Origin of the sequence: Micromonospora pallida (genome assembly GCF_900090325.1) — a bacterium.
GTDB classification, from domain to species: Bacteria; Actinomycetota; Actinomycetes; order Mycobacteriales; family Micromonosporaceae; genus Micromonospora; species Micromonospora pallida.
Genome location: NZ_FMHW01000002.1, coordinates 807,132 through 829,457 on the forward strand (window position 1 = coordinate 807,132; position 22,326 = coordinate 829,457).

The window sequence follows — 22,326 nt, forward strand, 5'->3', positions numbered from 1 at the left end:
ATATCGACGATCATTAGCATGCACCCGTCGTGTCTTTGGTGGAGCGGAGGGTGATGGTGAAGGGTCGATCACGGGGCCTCCTGGTCGGGGGGCTGGTCGTGGCCTTGGTGGCCACACTGGGCGGGATGGAGGCCGTGACGGGCCGCGATCCCGGCCGCACCGACCAGGCTGCGCACAGCGCAAAGGATGACGAGGGCGGTCTGCTGTCGCGGCTGGGTGACGCCGCACGTGGGCTGGTCGACGGCGGGCCCGACCGGGCGCGGCCGGAGGCGATCAGCGCGGGGCTGTTCCGGTCCGAGAAGGCCTTGCCGGGGAAGGAATGGCCGGCGCAGAAGCGGGTGCGCGAGCTGACCGGCAAGCGCACCGCGAACGGTCGGGTCTATCAACTGGCGGATGGCCGGACGCAGGCGGAGATCTCGGCGGAGCCGGTGCACTACCGGGACGCGAAGGGCCGGTGGCAGGCCATCGACACCACCGTGCGTCCCACTTCGGAGAAGGGGTATGTGCAGGGCAACCGCACGAACACCTTCACCAGCCTGTTCGGTGACACCTCGAAGGATCTGGTCCGGTTCGAGGCCGAAGGCAGGAGCATCGAGCTGGGCCTGACGGGTGCCGCGAAGAGCGTGACGCCGACGGTGTCCGGGTCGACGGTTACCTACCCGGGAGTGGCCGGGGGCGCGGACGTGGTCTACGACGTGTCCAGCACCGCCCTGAAGGAAATGATCGTGTTGCGGAAGGCACCGACCGGGCCGGTGTCGTACACGTTCACCCTCGATACTGCTGGTCTGACCGCTCGGCAGCGGGCGGACGGGTCGATCGCGTTCGTGCGTCCGTCCGGTGGTGAGCCGGTGTTCGTGATGCCTGCGCCGTTCATGTACGACGCGAAGGACGACAAGTCCTCTCCGCTGGGCAAGGTGTGGTCGGACAAGGTCTCCCAGCGGGTGCAGCAAATGTACGGGCAGACCACCGTCACCGTGTCGGCGGACGCGGCGTGGCTGGCGGACCCGGCGCGGGTGTATCCGGTGGTCATCGACCCGACCATCAAGATTCAGCCGGTGCCGGCCGACGCGCAGGACACGCAGATCTACTCGGCTGACCCAAACCACGCCTACGGGGAGGATCCGGTCACGTGGCCGCTGAGCGTGGGCACCACGTCGACGGGTGCGTGGCGGTCGTTGCTGAAGTTCAACCTGGACTCGATTCCGCAGAACACGCCGATCGATGACGCCCAGTTGCAGTTGTACTACTCGCAGACGCACACCGACTACAAGTACGACGTGCCGATGGAGGCGCGTCGGATCACTGAGGACTGGAACGAGGACACGGCGACGTGGACCAGCATTAACGCCGATATCGCTGCGGCGGCGGGCAACGTGGTGATCAAGGACGACGGGGACTCCGGGACGTCGATGGTCGGGTCCTGGCCGTTCTCCACGGGCACGCTGGCGCCGAAGGGCTTCGGCGGGGACTACCGCTACCACGGGAGTTCCAGCGCTTCGGACACCCACACCTGGGTGCCGACGATCACCGAGGCGGGTGACTACCAAGTCGAGGTGCACTACGTGGGTTCCCCGGTCGACCGGCCGGACAACGCCCCGTACACCGTGCACTACTCGGGCGGCTCGAAGACCCACACCGTCGACCAGACGGAGCCTGCCAGCCTGGGCACGTGGTACACGTTGGGCACGTATCCGTTCGTGGCGGGCACCACCGGCAGGGTGGTGCTCAACGGTGTGCCGGGCACTTCGGCGATCGCTGACGCGGTGCGGTTCACCAAGGCCGGCGCGGTGAAGAAGGACAGCAAGTCGAGTGTGTGGAACTCGTTCCCGGTACGCAACCTCGTGCAGGACTGGGTCAACGACACGTACGACAATCACGGGTTCATGGTCAAGGCCTTGGACGAGGCGACAAAGGGTCGGGGTGGCCCGATCTACGAGGCGTCGGAGTACTCGTACAACAACGACCGCCGGGACTTCAACCTGCCAAAGCTGGTCGTCACCTACGGCCGTCCGGGTGTGGCGGTGAACCCGCCGACCACGATCACCGCGACCGGTGCGGTGCTGGACTGGCCGGCGTATCCGGGTTCGGACATCGTCGAGTACCAGGTCCACCGGAGCGTCCACCAGAACTTCGTCCCGTCGGCGGCAACGCTGATCGCTCCGGTTTCCAGCGGGACGCTGACGTATCAGGACACGACGGCGGTGCCCACAGACGCGGACAACACCGACCCGATGGCGCGGCAGTTCTACTACTACATGGTCGCGGTAAAGACCAGCGACGGGCAGCTCGTCGGCGGGCCGACCCAGCCGGCGATGCTGCCGAAGGCGGGCCAGATCACCCGCATCTACCGCACCGCGGCGACCAATGCGACCGGCACGGACGGTGTCATCGACACCACCCTCTCCGCCGCGCGGCCGACGCAGAACGTGGACGTCTACGACGGTGACCCCTACGTCAGCGCCGGCAACAACTCGACCGTCTACGGCGACACCCGCGGCCTCGTCAAGTTCCCCGCCCTGACCGGCATCCCGGCCGACGCGAAGATCGTCGGCGCCGAGCTGCGGATGTTCAACACCTACCTGTACGACGGCCTGGACCAGGACGAATACGTCGACGTCTACAAACTCAAGCGCGCGGGCACCGTCGGTACCGGCGTCTTCAACGAGACGAAGGCGACGTGGAACACCTACGACGGGGTGAACGCGTGGACCACGGCGGGCGGTGACTACGACACCACCTGGAAGGCCGGCTTCAACGGCTTCACCAACGACCCGGAGTGGGCGACCTGGGACGTCAGCCCGGCCGTGGACGGCTGGCTGAAGAACCCGACCACCAACTACGGTCTGCTGCTGCGCCAACGCGACGAGGTCGCCCAGACCGCCCGGCCCATGCTGCTGTCCTCCGAGGGCGAAGAGCGGCTGCTGCGGCCGACCCTCGAGGTTACCTACCTCGAGCAGACCGCCGAATCGACCTACTACGCGGCCTCCACCCCGCAGCTTGCGACGCCGAACGCCACCTACACGGTGCCGGTGACCCTGTCCAACCCCACCCTGACCGCCTGGAACCCCAGCGACTGGGAACTGGGCTACGACTGGAAGCGCGCCGACGGCACCACCGACGGCGCGGACCCCACCTTCGAGGTGGTCACACCACTCCCCAAGAGCGTCCCCGCCGGCGGCACCGTCGACGTCAACGCGCAGGTGAAGACCCCGCCGTCGTCGACGGAGGGCAACAAACGCACCAACTACGTGATCCACTGGGACCTACGCAACAAACTGACCCGCAAGAAACTGTCCGAAAGCGTCCAAGCGATCCAGCCATTGCCGCAGAACGTGACGGTGGAGGAGCCGACCTCCGACCAGCTCGGTCTGGAGAAGTTCTACTCGTACGCGGGGAAGAACACCGGCGCTGGCGGCACTCTGATGAACAACCTGTACGCCGGTAACACCGTGTGGTCGTACAACGCGTTCAGTAACCCGTCGCGGGGCCTGTCGACGTTCGTCCGGCTGGCGTACAACTCGCTCGACACCACCGACAGCGTCGCCGGGTACGGCTGGTCGCTCCAGGCCTCGTCGATGATGCGGCTGGGTACTCCGCTGGACTTCCACCCCAACCCGAACCCCACCAAGGTCACCCTGACCGACGGCGACGGCACCAGCCACTGGTTCACCTGGGACACCGCGGCCTCGGAGTGGAAGGCCCCGAAGGGGGTGCACCTGCACCTGCAGCGGCTTGTCGTCTGCGACAACAAGTCGCAGGAGCGGAAGGCCTGGGTGCTCACCCGCCCGGACCGTACCCGCTTTTTCTACGACTGTGAGGGCTTCCTCTCCAGCATCGTCGACAACAACGACAACGAGATGCTCTTCACCTACGAGGAGCGCAAGTCCAACAACAAGCCGACCAAGTTTCTGCGGTACCTCACCGACCCGGCCGGCCGGCGGACGCTGACCATCGACTACTACGCCAAGGGCCAGAACTACCAGTTCGTCGACGACACCAGCTGGACGCGGCAGTCGGCGACGAACCTGACCGAGCCGCACATCATCGACCACGTCTCGCAGATCACCGACATCTCCGGCCGCAAGCTCACCTTCACGTACACCAAAAAGGGCCTGCTGGCCGAGCTGGTCGACGGTGAGGGATCCAGCGGCACGATGGGTGCGCCGAAGCTGTTCAAGTTCGCCTACGACATGACGCAGGGGAACAAGAACGTCAAGCTGGTCAAGGTCACCGACCCGCGCGGCCATGACACCGACCTGGTCTACAACTTCCCGCAGGCCGGCGACGACTCGAAGTGGCACTGGACCACCAAGTCCTACACCGACCGGCTCGACCACCCCACCCAGTTCGCCTACGTGGACCCGGACGGGCCGCAGGGCAACACGATCCACACGACGGTCACGGACGCGGAGAACCACGCCACCCTGTACCAGATGGATGGCTACGGCCGTCCGGTCCAGACCACCAACGCGAAGAACGAAACGACCACGCTCGAGTGGGACGACGACCACAACGTCACCAACCTCACCGAGGCCAACGGTGCCGTCTCCACCTGGCAGTACGACCAGAAGACCGGCTACCCGACGGAGATCAGGGACGCGGAGGCCGTCGAGAACAACACGGCGGGCACGGTCCTGACGTACCAGCGGCAGCTCAACGGCTACGTCGCTGACATGGTCGAGAAGACCAGCCCCGAGGGGCGGAAGTGGACCTTCGGCTACGAGAGCGACGGTGACCTCGCCTCGGTCACGGACCCGGTGGGTAGCACCACCACCGACACCGACGACTACACGACCCACTACACGTACGACGCGTGGGGTCAGATGCTGACGGCGACCGACGCCAACGGCAACGTCACCGCTTACAACGGGTTCGACGACAACGGTTATCCGGAGACCATCACTGACGCGAAGCAGAAGTCGACGACCTTCACGTACGACGTGCGTGGGCAGGTCAAGACGGTGACCGACGCGTACCAGAAGGTGACCCGGCAGAACTACGACACGTTCGGTCGTCCGCTGGACAACATCGTTCCCGTCAAGCAGGCCGAAGGCCGGTTCGTCACCACCCCCGCACCGACATACGACGAGAACGACAACGTCCTCGAGGCGTTCGCCCCCAATGGTGCGGTGAGCAGCGCTGTGTACGACGAGGCCGACCAGGTGGAGTACACCCTCGCCCCGGTCGACGTCGCGGGTGACCCGCAGCGGAAGACGTCGTTCACCTACGACAAGGTCGGCAACCTGGTCACCACCACCGAGCCGAAGGGCAACCTGACGCCCGATGACGGTGACTACGTCACCACCAACCACTACGACGAGATCTACCAGCTCACCAGCGTCGTCAACGCCGAGGGCGACACGCTCAGCTACGAGTACGACAACGTCGGCAACGTGGTGACGGTGATCGACCCGCGGAAGAACGCGACCGCCGACACCACCGACTACAGCACCAAGATGGAGTACGACCGGGCGCACCGGCTCACCAAGGCGACCGACGCGCTCGGCAAGTCCATCACCAGCACCTACGACCTTGACGGATTGGTCACGGCTACCACCGACCAGCTCGGCAACACCACCGAGGTCACCCTCAACCCGGTTGGCCAGCCGACTGAGGTGAAGGTGCCGCACGTCGACAACGCCGGCACCATCACCTACCGGACGACCAGGTACGAGTACGACGAGGTCGGGAACCAGACGAAGGTGATCAGCCCGCGTGGCGTGGCGACCACCAACGACCCGACCGACTTCACCACGGTCACCGTCTACGACGAGCTGAACCAGGTGAAGGAGACGCACACCGCGTACGACGAGGGCGACACCCGTTACACCACGGCGGACGTCACCACCTACTCGTACGACGATGTGGGCAGGCTGGCGAAGACGAGCATGCCGCCGTCGTCCGGTGAGACGGTGCGCAACGACACGACCTACACCTACTTCGACAACGGCTGGGCCGAAACCAGCACCGACCCGTGGGACCTCCTGACCACCTACGACTACAACGACCTGGGCGCCCAGACCGAGCGGACGGTGACCTCGGCGGGTGGTTCGTCGAACCGGACGATGACCTGGACCTACTACCTGGACGGCAAGCTGAAGACCCGCGCGGACGACGGCGTGCCGGTCGGCAAGCAGGTGGTGCTGGTCGACAACTCCGACTTCAACAACACCGCCGCGACCGGATTGTGGACGGGCGCGGCGACGCCGGACACCGGGACTTACGGCCACAACTACGCCACCCGCCCGGCGGGCACTGGTGCGAACGTTTTCACGTGGCAGTTGAACGTGCCGCAGGCCGGCACGTATGAGGTGTTCGCCCGCTACCCACAGGTCGCCGGCGCGGCCACCAACGCGAAGTACACCGTCGCGCACAGCGGCGGCAACACCGACCGGACGGTCAACCAGGCCACCAACACCGGCACCTGGGTCAGCCTCGGCTCGTACAGCTTCGCCGAAGGCAACACCCACAAGGTGTCCCTGTCCGACCAGGCCGGCGGCACGGTCGTCGCGGACGCGGTGAAGCTGGTCCGCAACAACGCGGGCGAGGCCGACAACGAGCAAACCGACTACGCCTACGAGTACGACCCGAACGGCAACCTGAAGACCATCACCGACTCGTCCCCGAACGCCCGCGTCGACAGCTACACCGTCGAGTACACCGGGCTGAACCAGGTCGACAGGGTGACCGAAAGCGATGGTGGGACGGTCCGGAACACCACCGAGTTCACCTACAACGAGAACGGCGCCCCGCTGACCACCGAGCACGACCGGCAGTGGTCCAGCTACGGCTACGACCCACGCGACCTGGTCTCGACGGTGGTCAACGGCAAGTCCGAGGCCGACCCGGACAAGAAGACCACCACCTTCACCTACACCGACCGGGGTGAGAAGGCCACCGAGGTCAAGGGCAACGGCAACACCGTCGAGTACACGTACTTCCTCGACGGGCTGCTCAAGACCCAGGTCGAGAGGAAACCGAACGCGACGCTCGTCTCGCAGCACACCTACACCTACGATCCGAACGGCAACCGCACCCGGGACGTCGCGAAGAAGATGAACGCCGACAACCACGCGGCGTACCTGAACACCACCAGCGACTACACCTACGACCCCCGCGACCGCCTGTCCAGGCTGGTCAAGACCGGTGACGGCGCCGACACGGAAACCTACGTGCACGACGCCAACAACAACGTCATCGACCAGACCGTCAAGAACGTCACGACGACGTTCAACTACGACCGCAACCGCCTGCTCACCGCCTCCATAGGTGGAGTGACGGCGTCGTACAACTACGACCCGTTCGGCCGGCTTGACACGGTGACCTCGGCGGGCACCGTGATCGAGCGGAACGTCTACGACGGCTTCGACCACGTCATCGAGAACCGCAAGGGCACCGGGGCGAGCGCGTCGACCACGAGGTATACCTACGACCCGCTCGACCGCACCACCACAAAGACCACCGACGCCGATGCGGCGGACGAGAAGACCACCACGTTCAACTACCTCGGTCTGTCTAACGAGATCCTGAACGAGGAGGTCGCCGGAGAGCTGACCAAGTCGTACCAGTACTCCCCGTGGGGTCAGCGCCTGTCGCAGGTCACCCACAAGGACGACGGCAGCGAAGAGGACGCCTACTACGGCTACAACCCGCACACCGACGTCGAAACACTGACCGACGAAACCGGCAACACCAAGGCCACCTACGGCTACACCGCCTACGGCAACAACGACGACGCCCACTTCACCGGCATCGACAAGCCGGACGCCGCGAACCCGACCAAGGAGCCCTACAACGCCTACCGGTTCAACGCGAAGCGCTGGGACCAGGGCTCCGGCACCTACGACATGGGCTTCCGCGACTACAGCCCGGGCCTGAACCGCTTCCTGTCGCGCGACAGCTACAACGGTGCCCTGGATGACATGGCCCTCAGTCTCGACCCGTGGACGGGTAGTCGTTACGGGTTTGGCGGCGGCAACCCGATTAGTGCTATCGAAATTGATGGCCACAACTTCTTAACTGATGTCTGGAATGGCGTGAAGGAGGGGGCCAAGGATTTCGGAAGCAGCCTCTGGGGTGGAGTCAAAGGCGGAGCCACCTATATCAAGGATAACTACGTAGAAGCTGGTCGGGCTGTCGAAGATGCCGCAAATGGCGACTGGGGCAGTGCCGCGAAGCGCGGCGGTGGTGTCCTCCTCAACACGGTCACGGCGCCCTACAAGGCGGCGTGGGGGATGGTGTCTGACGTTGGCTCCACCTGGTGGAGCGGGGTGCAGGCGGCAAGCGAAGGAGATGTTGAGGGCGTAGTGCGCGCGGGCACCAAGAACGCGCTGACCATCGGCACAAGCGTTACCGGTGTCCGAGGGGCCAAGGCCGGTAATTTGGGCCGTAAATCGCCTGGCTGTAACAGCTTCACCGCTGGGACGCCCGTGCTCATGGCGGACGGTTCTAGCAGGGCCATCGAGGATATCCGGATCGGGGACCAGGTCCTCGCAACGGACCCGGAAACGGGACGCACCGAGGCTCGTCGAGTCGAAGCCCTGATCGTGGGCGATGGGCTGAAGGCCCTCGTGGAGGTGACAGTCGACACCGACAGCGAAAAGGGCAGCGGGAAGGGCAGCGTCGTCGCCACCGGCGGCCACCCCTTCTGGGTCGAAGATGAGGGTCGATGGATTGATGCCGAGGACCTTCGCGCCGGCAACTGGCTCCGCATGGAGGACGGACGGGCCGTCCAAGTCCTGGCGGTAACCCATTGGACGTCGCCAGCCCGTGCTCACAACCTTACTATTTCCGGCATCCACACGTACTATGTAATCGCCGGCAACACGCCGGTCCTCGTGCACAACTGTGATCCGGGATCTGCGGAGAAGTTGAGAAATGCTCTAAATGCTGCTGGTGACCTGGAACCAAGCACGCCGCACTCCCCGCACCATATCGTTGCCGGCAACTCACCAAAGGCCACTCCTGCGAGGGCGCAGCTCCACCGGTTCGGTATTGGGGTGAACGACGCCGAGAATGGTGTTTGGCTGCCGCGTAGTAGCTCGTCGCCCAATCCTACGGGTGCATCGGTGCACTCCCGGATCCATACCAATGAGTACTACAATTACGTTAACGACCTCATGGGAGGCGCCAGGAACAGGAGTGAGGCACTGGACGTGATCAACCACGTTAGAAGGCAGCTCCAAGGCGGCTTCTGGCCGTAGCAACTGCTATGTCCGCCCCTGTCGTACGATGATGCGGAGGGGCGGACCCCCCCAACTTGTTGGCATCGCACACGGAGGTTCGAGTGTCGAACAAACGTCAGGTGGGCGAGGCGGTCGACATCGCTCGCGACCTTGTCGGCGATGAAGTCCCTGCTGGCCCGCCTGTCCCGGCACTGACAGAGTTCGCCCGGAGGTTCGCCGCGACGGAGTTCGATGTCCCCGGTGGCCAGGACTCGGACGGATATCTCTTTCAGTACGGGGAGGTAAACTGGTTTCCAGAGCCTACCTTCGTTCTGAGTGTGGTGCGACAACTAGAAGTTGTTGACACAAACGGAGAGCACGAGTCCTATGTCCAGGTGCAGTTTGAGTATAGGTATTTGCTGGATAGCGAACTCAAAATGGCGGGGAACCATTCGGAGTGGTGGTTCCCAGGCGATGGAACGCCTCTCGATTCTTGGTTGGATTCCGTGTCAAGGTCGGCGATCGGCGACCTTCTCAGGTTAAAGGAACCACAAGAATTCCTGGTCTGGATGGATCAATCCTGAACGCGCTCGGATGATGGCGAGCACGCGAGCTTCATGTGGTCTGTTGTGGTCCCGTTGGGTCGAGCGATCGTGCTGCTTTCCCGGGCGACGGGCGTGAATTCGCCATCAAATCGGTGGTGGCGCTGGGTAGCGACTGGTTGGCGATGTGTGTCGACCGACGCTGCGGTCTGCCTGTGTTGCCGTCACGGTTGCCGTCAAATACTTATAGCCAATGCCGATGTATCGATGTAAGGCGCCTGGGATGCTGTAGCACGACCACGAGTTGAGGCCCGGCCGATGACGGTCGGGCCTCATCCCTACGTGAACAGCCTCCACCCTTCGGAGACCCGTCGCCGTCGGTCACCTTGATGGCGGTCTCGTCGTCGATGCCGGCCGCTTGCCCTGCCGGAGCGATTCCGGTGCGGTGACCGCCCGATGAAGAGCCAGGTAATCGCGCCCAAAGAACCCGAGCAGTCGTTTACGCTCTGTATTGAGCTATCCTTAATCGCATGAGCACCCATTTTTGCGTCTGGGTGCTACGCGTGGGGGTTTATTTCCCCCCTCGGACACGATCCATACACCCACGGTCCGCGTTGAGTTTCACTTCAGCGCGGGCCGTTTGTGTTTCTGGATGGTAGATGAGGCGGAGGCCGAGTTGTCGGTAGACCTTGGCCTTGTCGGCGGGGTCGGCGTCGCGGAGCACGGTGGTGATGTCGCCCAGGGCGTGGACCAGGTTGGTGATCTCTGTTCGGCTCATGGGGCGCGGTCCGGTCGTTTGAAGCGTCTGTAGGTGGGCTTCTGCTCGGGTTCGTTCGGCTTGTGTCTGGGCTATCCATCCGGTGACCACTGCGGGGTCCGCTCCGGAGTCGAGGGCGGCTCGGTAGCGTTCGAGTTTCGCGTCGCAGTCGGCGATTGCGGCGCGGGTGGCGGCGGTGGCTGTGGGGTTGTGGTCCGGCTCGGTGTTGGCCATCGCGGTGATGGTGTCCTCGAGGCGGTCGGGGGTGAAGGCGGTGGCGAGCCAGGTGTCGAGTGGTGCGATGAGGGCGTCTTCGCGGAGGTAGACGTTGCGGGGGTGGTCGACGTTGTTGGCGAGGGCGTATTCCTGGGGGAACCGGCAGCGGTAGTAGGCGTCGCCGTGGTTGTGTTGGCCCTGCATGCGGCGTTGGCAGGCGGCGCATTAGACGAGTCCGCGGAACATGTACGGGTTGCGGGCGCGTCGGAGCCGTTGGTTGCCGGATTCTCGTCGCGCGCGTTGGCCGAGGAGGGTCTGTGCCTGTTCGAAGGTGGTGTCGTCGATGAGGGGTGGGTGGACGATCTCTTTGGAGGTGATCCACTTGTCGCGTTTGTTCCAGCGCATGACGCCGGTGTGGCCGAGGGCGACGTCGTCGACGTCGAGGAGTACCTCGTCGGTGCGTTGTTTGTTCCAGACTTGCCGTCCGGTGTAGCGGGGGTTGGTGAGGATTACGCGGATGGCGCTCTTGGACCAGGCGATGCCGCTGCGGTGTGGGTTGCGGGCGCGGTCGTGTGCTGAGGGGCACGGGACGTGGTTGGCGGTCAGTCCTTCGGCGATGGCGAAGAGTCCGTAGCCGGCGAGGAACTCGTCGAAGATCCGGCGGACGATCGGTGCGGTGTCGGGGTCTGGGGTGAGCGCGCGTAGGCGTTTGCCGTCGGCGGCTTTGGCGGCGTTGGGGTGAGGGCCGAGGTCGCGGAGGGTGTAGCCGTATGGTGGGCGGCCGCCGAGGTAGCGGCCTTCGAGGAGGGTTTGGGCGGCCATGGCGGTGCGGACGCGGAGCTTGATGCGGTTGCGCTCGCCCTTGCTCATGCCGCCGAAGACGGACATGACGAGTTCGTGGGCCTCGTTGTCGGGGTCGATGGGGCCGCCGATCTCGGGTACCCAGAGTTCGACGCCGTAGTGGGCGAACAGTGGCACGGTGAGGCCGAACTGGTTGCCGTAGAAGGCTCGATGGGGTTCGCCGACGACGACGGCGGTGAATCCTCGTTGCGGGGTGCGTAGCGCGGTGAGGAGTTGGCTGGCCTGGACGCGGCGTTGCCATGGTAGGGAGCGGCTCTGGCCGATGTCGAAGTACTCGGCGACGATGCGGCCGCCGTGGGGTTGGATGAGTGCGGTCGCCCGGCTGAGTTGCCAGCTTCGGGACGATTCGGGGTCCTGGTTGTCCTCCGTCGACACACGGCCGTAGAAGGCGAAGAGTTTTGGTCGAGGGGTGGTCATTGGTTCTCCTGGTCGGTGGTGTTGGTGCGGCGGTCGTTGACTCGTTTGAGCAGGTTCAGTAGGGCGGCGGCTGCCCTGGGGTGCAGTTCGGCTGGTTCGCTGGGTGTCACCACGGAGGTGACCCCGTTGGTTGTGGTGTGGTCGTCGTTGCCGACCGTCCATGAACCGGTGTCTTCGGTCTTCTGGTCAAGTCGCTTGTCGTGTGCCGCGGCCGTTGCCGGACTGGCCTGCCTGGGATGTTGATGTTTGGGAGGCGTACTCATGCGCCTCCATCCGGCGGTTGACCCAGTCGGGAGGCAGGTCGGTGGTTGTGCGTGTTTCGCTCCTGGGTCTCTGCTGTCTCGGTGGGCGGGATGTTGGCGCCGGTGCCGCGATCGGGCGAGGCGGCGAGGCTGTCTGATGCGTCGGCGAGTCGTGCCGTAGCGGATTGGTGGGTTGCCATTGGTGGATGTCCTCCGAGAGTTGGCCGTGTGCCGGTCGTTCTGGCGGGCAAAGAGAAGTGGCCAGTGCCGTAAGGCACTGGCCACTCGTTGAGCAGGGCACGTTGGACCGCCGGTTGTTGAGAGGTCCCTTGCTGTTGGGGCATCTGACTAGTTGAGTCGGCCTGGAGCGCGGTGCCGCGTTGCCGCTGGTCCGTTTCTCCAGGCCGCTCGCCGAACCCGCCGTGCGCGTCTCCGCGCAACGGGCTCTCCACGGTTGCTGTCGTCAGGCGTTGTCGAGTGCAGGCCAGGGGCTGGGGATCGAGCGTTGCCGGTAGCGGGTCACCGGGGTGGCCGCGATCGGCTGGTGCTCGGTCCCGTCCGCGGTGATGGGCAGCCACCGGCCGGTTGGCGTGGTGAACTGTCTGCGGACGGCCTTCCAGTTCCAGCGGTGTCGGTGCATGAGCATCCTGATCAGCCGTTGCCAGGCGAACCGGTCCAGGGTGTGGAAGGTGTGCTTGGCGACGGCGTGCCGGAAGTAGTTGGCCCAGCCGTGCGTGACCTGGTTGAGCCTGGTCAGCACGGACCGGAGGTCCTGCTGTGATGTCCTGCGGGTCAGTGCTCGGATCTTCGCTTTCAGCGACCTGGTCGGTCGTTGGGCGATGAACGTGTACACGTGCCACCGGTTCGATCCTCGCTTGCGCTGCCACTGGATGTGGAAGCCGAGGAAGTCGAACCCGTCGCTCATGTGCACGATCCGCGTCTTGGCCGGCGACAGGCGCAGGCCCAGCGGAGCGAGTACGGCGGCGACGTCCTCGCGCACTGCGGCCGTGTGGTCCTGGGTTCCGTGGACCAGGACCACGAAGTCGTCGGCGTAGCGCACGAGGCGCCACGTCGGCAACCCTCGGCTGCGCCGGTAGTTACGGCGGCCGCTGGTCGACATAGTCTCGCCCAGCTTCCACGGCGCCGTCAGGTGCTCGTCGAGCGCCGACAGCGCGATGTTGGCCAGCAGCGGAGACAGGATGCCGCCCTGCGGCGTGCCGGTGTGGGTGTTCTGCCGGTCACCGAGTTCGGTGAGGATCCCGGCTTTGAGGAACGCCTTCACCAGTGCCAGCACGCGTTTGTCCTTCACCCTGGCTCGGACGCGGTCCATCAACGCGGTGTGGTTGATGGAGTCGAAGCACGCTTCGATGTCCGCGTCGAGCACCCACTGGTACCCGTTGGTGCCGTAGAGGTGGATGTCGGCGATCGCGTCCTGGGCCCGCCGCTTGGGCCGGAACCCGTAGGAGACCGGCTCGAAGTCGACCTCGAAGATCGGTTCCAGCAGCAGCTTCAACGCCGCCTGCACGACCCGGTCCGTCACGGTCGGAATACCGAGGCGGCGGACCTTGCCCGACCCGCCGGGCTTCGGGATCTTGCGCTCCCGCACCGGCAGCGGCCGGAACGTGCCCGCCTTCAACTGGGCACGCAGGTCGGCCAGGAACCCGGGGACGCCGATCGACTCCTCGACATGGTCGACGGTCAGGCCGTCGACGCCAGGAGTGTGTGCGCCCCGGTTACCGGCGACCCGGTCGAACGCCATGACCAGCGTCGCCGGGTCGTGCACGAGGTTGAACAGGTCATCGAACCGGCGGCCGGGATCGGCCGCCGCCCAACGATGAAGTTTGGCCTGCATCTCCGCTACCCGCCGAACCGGACTCGCGTCCGGTCGGGCGTCGCCGTTCGGCGGCGCGTCTTGCGGCATTGCAGCATCCATCCCTTCGCGTAACCGCTGCCGCCCTTCCCCATGTGCACGGGCTTTCCCCGGCTCGGAGTACTACGGCGGCTCCGCCCCACCCGGCCCGTTCGGCGGTCGGTGCGCCTATCCCAGACCGTCCGTTGGATACGGGCGGCACCGGGAGCTGTGGTCGGGTGGTTCCCGTGTTCACTGCTGCTCGTTCGTCGAAGGAGGAGCCCGACTTTGCCCCTGCGGCCTTGCCATGGGTACGCCGCAGACCTTCCCCATGGCCTCCCGGACCGGCGATCCTGTCCGGCCCGGAAGCTCCCCGACCACGCATGCGACCGGGGAAACACCGCCATCCGGCCCCTATCCACCAGGTTCGAGCCGGTAACCCATTAAGGGACGTAATGACGCCGGTTCCTCGCGTACTCCTCTTCGTCTCGCTCGCCGGGCCCGCACCATCTGGTAGTGCTGGCACGTCCCGGCTTTGTCAGGGCCGCTTCCCACCCGTCCCGGCACCACCCAGAACAGGCTGCCCTCAGCTACGCCCACCTGCTGCGACAGGAAGACGGTGGCGGTCTCTCACCTCCACTCGAACAACAGCGCCTCACGGCGCACCGGATCAGAAGGTTAGGGGTTCGAGTCCCTTCGGGCGCGCAAGATCACAAGGGGTCTGACCTGCTGGAACAGCGGTCGGGCCCCTTTGCTTTTCCATCCCTTGTGGACGTTTGGGTGCTCGGTGGGTGCTCGTGCGACGAGCATTTCCTACGTCCCGTCCTGTCTGGTGGTGTTCGGGCGCGTCCGTGGGGGTTGGCGAGGGTGGCTGGTGACGCAGCGGCCTGCTGGTGGGAGTCCACCAACAGTTCGTGGCTCAACCGGATCGAGGCCCAGTTCACCGCCCTGCGCTACTTCGCCTTGGACGGCACCGATCACACCAGCCACAGAGAGCAGGGCAGCATGATCCGCTGCTGCATCATCTGGCGGAACAAGCACGCCGCCGACGAACGCCTACGTCAGGTAGTCAACAGGGCGAACGTTGCCTGATGCGGGCAGTAGATACCGGTGCCGTAGTAAATCCGTACGCGAGCGATCGCACTCGACGTCCGCTGCGGAGGGAACTGCGTCTACGCCGTGCCGGAGGCGGTCCGGCTGAACAACGCGGGCGGGGCGCCCATCGCCCGTGAGAGCAGGATCGCCTGCTTGGAGACCGCTGCCCCGAAGGAGGCAATCTCGTCGTCGGTGGTGCGGAATTGCGGGGAGTTCACGCTGATCGCCCCGATTACCTCGCCGTGGGCGCTGTAGATCGCCGAAGCGATCGCAACGACGTCGCTGTCGGTGCGATGGGAGACGTGCGCCGTGCCGGGTTCTGCGTGTCCGTCGAGTGCGGCCCCGAGGGCGGTGCCCTCGCGGGGGATGGTCCGGCCGGTCCATACCTTGGTCTGTACCTGCCGGTCGGACGCGGCCTGGCGCAGGTAGAGCACCGCGCCCGGCTCGGCGGCGATCCCGAGGCTGGCGGTTTCGCCGGTTTCCGCGGCGAGTTGGGCGAGGTGCGGTCCGCTGGCTTCGTAGAGCGGGTCGTCGCGCAGCGCCTCGGCCGCGATCTGTTTCATCCGGACGCCGGTCCGGTAGCGGCCGTCGGTGTCGCGGCTGACCAGGCCGTGGGTGGACAGGGTGGCCAGCAGCCGGGAGGCGGTGCTCGGTGACAGTTCGGTCGCCCGGGCGATGCCGGAGAGGGTGGTGTCTTGCGCCTCCGGTTCGAGTACCGCGATGAGCACGCGCAGGGCGCGATCGACGCTGCGGGTTGCGCCGCCCCCGGATTCTGGGTCGGACCCCTTCTCGAACTCGTTCATGACCATCCTTTCGTGGGTTCGCTGACGCGCGGACCTCTGCTGGCAATGACCCTATTGTCATCAGGTGGAAAATAGTTTCACGGCCGTTACCATCACATGAAACTCGTTGGCACCTAGTGAGAATCTAGCGGACTCGCGTCTAGCCTCCTGACATCGGGCCGGTGATCACCACCGCGCCTCAACTGGATGGAGGCCACGTGACAGCACGCGCAGAACTACGAACGGAAGTTGCCTCGGTCGAGGACGTGATCGACCAGATTAACGCCGCACGCGACGACATCTGGGAGCTCCCGCCGGCCGAGGTGCTCGCCCTCGGGCGTGGTCAGGTCCCGATGGGGACCGGGGCCAAGAACAACTACCTCTCCACGTTGATCTTCGCCGAGAACGAACTGCGCACGCTCACCGACGAGATCCTCTGGTTCGCCTGGGTCACCGCGACCCGTAACCCGAAGGCCGACCTGGCCACGCTCGTCTTGTACATGGACGAGATGGGTCAGTACAAGGCGAACATGAACGACTACGTCGGCCTGCCCGAGGGCTGCCGGATTCTCAAGTTGTACGTCGGCGGCATCCGCCTCGCGTCCTCGCTGGACGATTTCGCCCGGCTCACCGAGTCGGCGATGACGTACTTCAACCGCCTTCACGGCTGGGTGGACATCGTCTTCCCGTGGGGGATCGTCAACGGCTTCCAGCGGACCAACCCGTTGGAGCGGCTCCTCGAGCGCGCCCAGGGCGCGGGACAGGCGGTGGCGTCGTGAAGCTCGCGTTCAACCTGGACGGCGAGCAGGCCGCCGTCATCGAGATCTGGGAGGACAAGGTCCCCCAGCTCGCCGAGAAGATCCGGGAAGCACTCCCGTTCACCACCTACCTGCAGCACGGGAAGCTGACCGGCGACTTGCTGCTGATGCAGACGAAGATCCTGGCGGACTGGGAGAACATGTTCTACCCGGAGGACCTGGCCGCGCAGGTCACCGCCGACAACACCGAGATCCGGGGCGCGGTGTCCTACTACGGCCCGCGCCAGCAGATCTCGATCATGTACGGCAACGACATCCCGCCGGAGCCGCTGCCCGTGTCCGCGATCGGGTGGGTCGTCGAGGGCGCCGACCAGCTGGAGCTGATCGGGCTGCGCGCCTGGCTCCAGCCGGGCGCGAAGGTGGAACTGTCGCTGCTCGAGGAGCACGCCGAGGCGGCGTCGTGACAGCCCGGCGCCTCGGCGCGGGGCTGGCGGTTCTCGCCATCGCCACGCCGCTGGCCGCGTGTACGTCCGGTTCGGGCGGCGAGCCCCTCACGACCAGATCCTCGGCGACCGCGGCGATCGCCGACTACACCGACCGCAGCATGCGTGTCGGCATCGCCTCGCTGTCCACGAGCGACACCCTGGACCCGGCGAAGATCACCACGTCCGGCGGCTACGCGATCGCCTCGCAGCTTTACGACACCCTCACCGTGTTCTCCAAGACCGGCGCGGTCGAGCCGAGCCTGGCCACGTCGGTCGAGGCCGGGGACAACGCCGCCACCTGGACCGTCACGCTTCGCGACGACGCGAAATGGCAGGACGGCTCGCCGGTGACGGCCGACGACGTGCTCTTCACCCTCGACCGCATCTTCGACAAGAAGCTGCCGCCGGCGTCGAGCCTGCCGTTCGTCGACCCCAAGAGGATCGACAAGGTTGACGACCACACGCTGACCTTCCACCTCAAGTACCCGACCTCGGTCTTCGCGGAGGCCTTCGCGACGCCGACGCTGAGCATCGTGCCGAAGACCTTCGACGCGGCGAAGCCGATCGGCTCGGGGCCGTTCAAGCTCGGCGACTACACCGCCGGCAACCGGGTCACCTTCACCGCCAACCAGGATTACTGGGGCGACGGGCCGCACACCTCGGGCCTGGAACTGATCAGCTTCGCCGACGCCGCCGCCGAGGCCAAGGCGCTCATCGGTGGCCAGATCGACGTGGCCTCCGGCATCGACGCGACCCAGGCGAAGGTCATCCACGCCGCTGGCGGTGGGCTCAACGTCCAGTCGTACGCGACCAGCGGCACGCTCACCTGGGTGATGAACGTCAAGCAGAAGCCGTTCGACAACCCGGTCGCCCGTCAGGCGCTGCGGCTCGCCGTCGACCGTCAGCAGCTCATCGACCAGGTGTACGACGGGTACGCGACGATCGGCAACGACTACTTCTCGCCGTTCGACCCGCTCTATAACAAGGACCTGCCGCAGCGTACGCCCGACGCGGTCCAGGCGAAGTCGATGCTCGAGAAGGCCGGCTTCACTCTCCCGGTGAAGGTGGAGCTGGTCGGAGCGCCGACGACGGCCTGGTCGAACGCGGCCAACGAGTTGCTGGTCCAGCAGGGCAAGGCGGCGGGCTTCGATATCACGTTCAAGAAGGTGGACGAGTCGACGTTCTACGGGGATGGCTACGGGACGTACCCGCTGTCGCTCTCCTACTGGGGTTTTCTGGGGATCTTCAACCAGGCTGCCTTCACCGTCACCAAGGACGCGCCGTACAACAGCTCGCACTGGCAGGACGACGAGTTCAACACGGCGTACGACAAGGCGGTGCGGTCGGTCGATCCGGCCGAGCAGAAGACTCTGGTCGCCCAGATGCAGAAGATCGAGTACGACCGGGGCGCCTACCTCGTGCCCGCCTTCCTCGACAGCATCAGCGCGTACGCCGCCGACGTCTCGGGCTACTCCACCTGGCCGAACACCGACGGCGGTAACGGCTACCACTTCGCCGGCCTGGGCTTCATCGCCAAATGACGTCCCCATCCGCCGAGCTCTTCGCCGGCCGGCGGCGCGGTCACCGGGAGGCGCTCGGGCGCCTCGCGGTCCGTGCCATTCGCGCCGTCGCGATGCTGTTCATCGTCTCGGCCTTCGTCTTCTTCTTCACCCAGGCGCTGCCGGGTGACGTCGCGCGCTCGGTGCTCGGGCAGAGTGCCACGCCCGAGCAGATTGCCCGGATCAATGCCGAGCTCGGCCTGGACCAGCCGGTGTGGCAGCAGTACCTCGAGTGGCTCGGCGGCCTGCTGCGCTTCGACCTCGGCCACTCGCTGACCTCCGGCGAGCCGGTCACCACCCTGGTCGGCGGCGAGCTGCTGCACACCACGCTGCTGGTGCTGATGACGGTGTGCATCGTGGTCCCGGCCTCGATCGCGCTCGGGACGGCGGCGGCGTCGCGGCCCGGCGGCGTCCTCGACCACGTCATCTCGGGGACAGTCGCGGTGGTGCTCTCCATCCCCGAGTTCGTGTTCGGCATCCTCGTGGTGATCGTGCTCGGCATCAACGTGCTGCCGGTGCTGCCGCCGACCTCGATCATCGACCCGAACCGGCCGCCTCTCGGCCAGCTCGACGTCTTCGTGCTCCCGGTGCTGACGCTTGCGGTGACCGCGCTGCCCTATCTGGCCGAGTCGGTGAAGTCCGCCGTCCGCGAGGAGCTCACCCGGGACTACGCCACCTGGGCGGAACTGTCCGGGGTCCGGCGCCGCACGGTCGTGTGGCGGATGGCGTTGCGCAACGCGCTCGCACCGAGCGTGCAGGTCGTCGCGCTCACCGTGACCTACCTGGTCGGCGGCACCGTCGCGGTCGAGACCGTCTTCTCCTTCCCCGGAGCCGGTTCCGGCCTCGTCGACGCCGTGGCCAACCGCGACATCCCGGTTGTCCAGGCAATCGCCATGGTCGTCGCGACCGTGTCGCTGGCCGTCTACGTGATCGCCGACCTCGCCAGCACCCTCCTGATCCCGCGCGAGAGGACTCGTCTGTGATAACCGTGGAGCCACCGACCGCGATCCCGGTCGTCCGGGACGCCGAGTCGCTGTGGTCGCACCTGCGCTCCGACCGGCGTTTCGTCGTCGGAACGGTCCTTGCCGTACTCGTTGTAGTGCTGGCCGTCCTCGGCCCCTGGCTCGCACCGCACGAGGCGGGCGAGTACGTCGGCGCGCCCCTGACCCTGCCGGGTTCCGGCCATCCCCTCGGGACGGACTCCGTCGGCCACGACGTCCTGAGTCTCGTCCTGCGCGGCGGCTGGGCGTTCCTGCTGCAGGGACTGATCGCGACGGCCCTCGGCGTGACCGGCGGTGCCGTCGTCGGCATGCTCCTCGGCGTGAGCGGCCGGCGCGCCCAGGGGGCGCTCTCGACCGTCAACGACACGGTGATCCTGCTGCCGCAGATCCTGGTCGCACTGCTGGTCATGACCCGCCTGGGCACCGGTCCGGTGATCCTCACCCTGGTCGTCGCGTTCGCCCACGTCTTCCACACCTCGCGGGTGGTGCGGGTCGCCACGGCCCGGGTCGCCGGCGAGGACTTCGTGCTCGCCGCGCGCGGCTCGGGCAGCGGCGGGGCCCGGCTGGTGCTGCGCGAGGTCGTGCCGAACATCGCGGCCGCCGGCCTGGTCGAGTTCGGGCTGCGGTTGTCCGCGTCGTACGTCCTCATCGCCTCGCTGGCCTACCTCGGCTTCGGCGGCTCCTCGATCGACTGGGGCCGGATGGTGCAGGAGAACCAGGGTGGCCTTGCCGTCCAGCCGTGGGCGGTGGTGGTGCCCGTACTCTGCCTGTCGGCGTTCCTGGTCGGGGTCAACCTCGGCCGGGACGCCCTCGCCCGGGCGCTCGCCGTGCGGAGCTCGATGTGAGCGCCGTGGCCGCGGTCCGCGGCCTGACGGTTGTCACAGCGAGAGCGCGACACCTGCTGTCCGGCGTCGACCTCGAGGTCGGCCGGGGCGAGATCGTCGGGCTGGCTGGTGAGACCGGCAGCGGCAAGAGCACGCTCGGCCTCTCGCTGCTCGGACGCTGGGCCCGCGGACTCGACGCAACGGCGGAAACGCTGGAGGTGGCCGGAACCGATCTGCGCAACCCCGCGCCAGGGGTGCTCCGGACACTGCGCGGCCGCGTCATCAGCTACGTGCCACAGGATCCGGCCGGAGCCCTGGACCCCGGCTCGACCCTGCAAGTGTCGTTTGCGCGGGTCCTCGGCGCCCACGACGCCGGCTCGCCGGCCGAGCAGGCGGCCAGGCGGTCGCGGTTGCTCGGCGAGGTCGGCCTTCCCACCGACGATGCCTTCGCCACGCGTTACCCGCACCAGCTCTCCGGCGGCCAGCAGCAGCGGGTCGCGATCGCCCTGGCGTTCGCGGTGGACCCGCAGGTGGTCGTCATGGACGAACCGACGACCGGGCTCGACGTGTCGACGACGCGAAGCGTCATCGCTCTCATCCAGCGGCTGCGCCGCGAGCACGGCACCGGGATAGTCCTGATCAGCCACGACCTGCGCCTGCTGGCCGAGGTCGCCGACCGGCTGGTGGTACTCAAGGACGGTCGCGTGGTCGAGAGCGGACCGACGGCCTCCGTGCTGACTCACCCGGAAGCGGACTACACCCGCCACCTCCTCGCGGCCCTGCCCGGCGCGTACCCGCACCCGGCCGCCGTAGCAGCCCCCGAAGCGGAGGACAAGCCCGGGCTTGTCCTCGACGGGATCACCGCGGCGTACAGCGGCCGGCCGGTCACACACGACTGCTCGCTCACCATCCCGCGCGGCGGGACCACCGCACTCGTCGGCGAGTCCGGCAGCGGCAAGACCACGCTTGCGCGCTGCGTGGCGGGTTTCCACCCGGAGTACACCGGTGACATCCGCTGGGCCGGGACGCCCCTGCCCGCCGACGTCCGCCGCCGGACACCCGCGCAGCGACGGGCGGTGCAGTACGTCTTCCAGAACCCGGCAGCCTCCCTGAACCCGCGACACCCCGTCGGCGTCACGATCGAACTCGCCGTCCGCTCGCTCGTTACCCGCGACCGCCAAGCCGCGTCGGCGCGAGTCGACTCAGTCCTGGACCAGGTCGGACTCGACGCCGGCTACCGCGGCGCGCTCCCACGACGGCTAAGCGGCGGCCAGCGACAGCGAATCGCGCTCGCCCGGGCACTTGCCGTCGACCCCCAGATACTCGTCTGCGACGAGGTGACCTCCTCACTTGATGTCTCCGTCCAGGCCGAGATCGTGTCGCTGCTTCGGCGGCTCCAGGAGTCGACCGCGCTCACCATGCTGTTCATTACCCACGACCTCGCGCTGGCACATGACCTGTGCCACAACACCGTGGTACTGCGAGCCGGGAAGATCGTCGAGACGGGCGTGACACCCACCGTGTTCGCCCGCCCGGCACACCCCTACACCCAAGAATTGGTCGCCGCGGCCACCTTCCGTCGGTGAGGCGCCGGAGGAGGCGGCGCTGCGGGAAGCTCCTCAGATCGGTGGAGATGATCTGCTCAACGAGCCCAGGTGGATCTTTGATCATGGTTGGCCGTGTTGGTGTCGAAGTCCAGCGATGAGGGTTGGTTTCCTGTGCGCTACTGCGGTCCGGCGTTCGTTGTCTACGGCTCAACGTCGGGTTGCTGCGG

The 22,326-nt window shown here is 66.4% G+C and carries 14 protein-coding genes; 9 read left to right on the plus strand and 5 right to left on the minus strand.

Features of this window, described 5'->3' with window-relative positions; all coding sequences use genetic code 11:
* Positions 1-125: 125 nt before the first annotated feature.
* Both GA0074692_RS03720 and GA0074692_RS03725 read left to right on the plus strand, forming a co-directional pair.
* Positions 126-9,203: a golvesin C-terminal-like domain-containing protein gene (locus tag GA0074692_RS03720; protein WP_176738273.1), complete on the plus strand. Its 9,078-nt coding sequence runs from the start codon at positions 126-128 to the stop codon at positions 9,201-9,203.
* A gap of 83 nt (positions 9,204-9,286) precedes the next feature.
* Positions 9,287-9,748 (plus strand): hypothetical protein, encoded by a 462-nt coding sequence (locus GA0074692_RS03725; protein WP_141725132.1) that lies wholly within the window; start codon positions 9,287-9,289, stop codon positions 9,746-9,748.
* 529 nt (positions 9,749-10,277) lie between these two features.
* Here the strand turns inward: GA0074692_RS03725 and GA0074692_RS35215 are convergent.
* The 4 genes from GA0074692_RS35215 to ltrA form a co-directional block, all read right to left on the minus strand.
* Positions 10,278-10,883, minus strand: coding sequence for a hypothetical protein (locus GA0074692_RS35215; protein ID WP_218106540.1), 606 nt, complete (start codon positions 10,881-10,883; stop codon positions 10,278-10,280).
* Between the two features lie 21 nt (positions 10,884-10,904).
* Positions 10,905-11,957 (minus strand): recombinase family protein, encoded by a 1,053-nt coding sequence (locus GA0074692_RS35220; RefSeq protein ID WP_218106541.1) that lies wholly within the window; start codon positions 11,955-11,957, stop codon positions 10,905-10,907.
* A complete protein-coding gene (locus GA0074692_RS03735; protein ID WP_091639345.1) occupies positions 11,954-12,220 on the minus strand; it encodes a hypothetical protein in 267 nt (88 codons plus the stop codon). Before GA0074692_RS03735 ends, GA0074692_RS35220 begins: the two co-directional genes overlap by 4 nt.
* 442 nt (positions 12,221-12,662) lie before the next feature.
* The gene (gene ltrA, locus GA0074692_RS03740; protein WP_245730114.1) at positions 12,663-14,051 is read right to left on the minus strand and encodes a group II intron reverse transcriptase/maturase; all 1,389 of its coding nucleotides are present in this window, start codon (positions 14,049-14,051) and stop codon (positions 12,663-12,665) included.
* A gap of 864 nt (positions 14,052-14,915) precedes the next feature.
* Between ltrA and GA0074692_RS03745 the strand changes: the two genes are divergently transcribed.
* Positions 14,916-15,140, plus strand: coding sequence for a hypothetical protein (locus GA0074692_RS03745; RefSeq protein ID WP_245730116.1), 225 nt, complete (start codon positions 14,916-14,918; stop codon positions 15,138-15,140).
* 80 nt (positions 15,141-15,220) lie between these two features.
* On the opposite strand, the gene GA0074692_RS03750 is transcribed toward GA0074692_RS03745, so the two are convergent.
* The gene (locus GA0074692_RS03750; protein ID WP_176738274.1) at positions 15,221-15,946 is read right to left on the minus strand and encodes an IclR family transcriptional regulator; all 726 of its coding nucleotides are present in this window, start codon (positions 15,944-15,946) and stop codon (positions 15,221-15,223) included.
* A 197-nt stretch (positions 15,947-16,143) separates the two neighbouring features.
* On the opposite strand from GA0074692_RS03750, the gene GA0074692_RS03755 reads away from it, so the two are divergent.
* Genes GA0074692_RS03755 through GA0074692_RS03780 form a run of 6 tightly spaced genes read left to right on the plus strand, consistent with a single transcriptional unit; the run spans position 16,144 to position 22,138 of the window.
* The gene (locus GA0074692_RS03755) at positions 16,144-16,704 is read left to right on the plus strand and encodes a cucumopine synthase-related protein (RefSeq protein WP_141725133.1); all 561 of its coding nucleotides are present in this window, start codon (positions 16,144-16,146) and stop codon (positions 16,702-16,704) included.
* Complete coding sequence (locus tag GA0074692_RS03760) at positions 16,701-17,147, plus strand: hypothetical protein (RefSeq protein WP_091639353.1); 447 nt, start codon at positions 16,701-16,703, stop codon at positions 17,145-17,147. Before GA0074692_RS03755 ends, GA0074692_RS03760 begins: the two co-directional genes overlap by 4 nt.
* Positions 17,144-18,709: an ABC transporter substrate-binding protein gene (locus GA0074692_RS03765; RefSeq protein ID WP_091639355.1), complete on the plus strand. Its 1,566-nt coding sequence runs from the start codon at positions 17,144-17,146 to the stop codon at positions 18,707-18,709. The genes GA0074692_RS03760 and GA0074692_RS03765 overlap by 4 nt, the downstream gene beginning before the upstream one ends.
* On the plus strand, positions 18,706-19,710 hold the full coding sequence (locus GA0074692_RS03770; RefSeq protein ID WP_091639357.1) for an ABC transporter permease: 1,005 nt from the start codon (positions 18,706-18,708) through the stop codon (positions 19,708-19,710). The genes GA0074692_RS03765 and GA0074692_RS03770 overlap by 4 nt, the downstream gene beginning before the upstream one ends.
* On the plus strand, positions 19,707-20,573 hold the full coding sequence (locus GA0074692_RS03775) for an ABC transporter permease (RefSeq protein ID WP_141725134.1): 867 nt from the start codon (positions 19,707-19,709) through the stop codon (positions 20,571-20,573). Before GA0074692_RS03770 ends, GA0074692_RS03775 begins: the two co-directional genes overlap by 4 nt.
* On the plus strand, positions 20,570-22,138 hold the full coding sequence (locus GA0074692_RS03780; protein WP_176738275.1) for an ABC transporter ATP-binding protein: 1,569 nt from the start codon (positions 20,570-20,572) through the stop codon (positions 22,136-22,138). The genes GA0074692_RS03775 and GA0074692_RS03780 overlap by 4 nt, the downstream gene beginning before the upstream one ends.
* Positions 22,139-22,326: the final 188 nt, after the last annotated feature.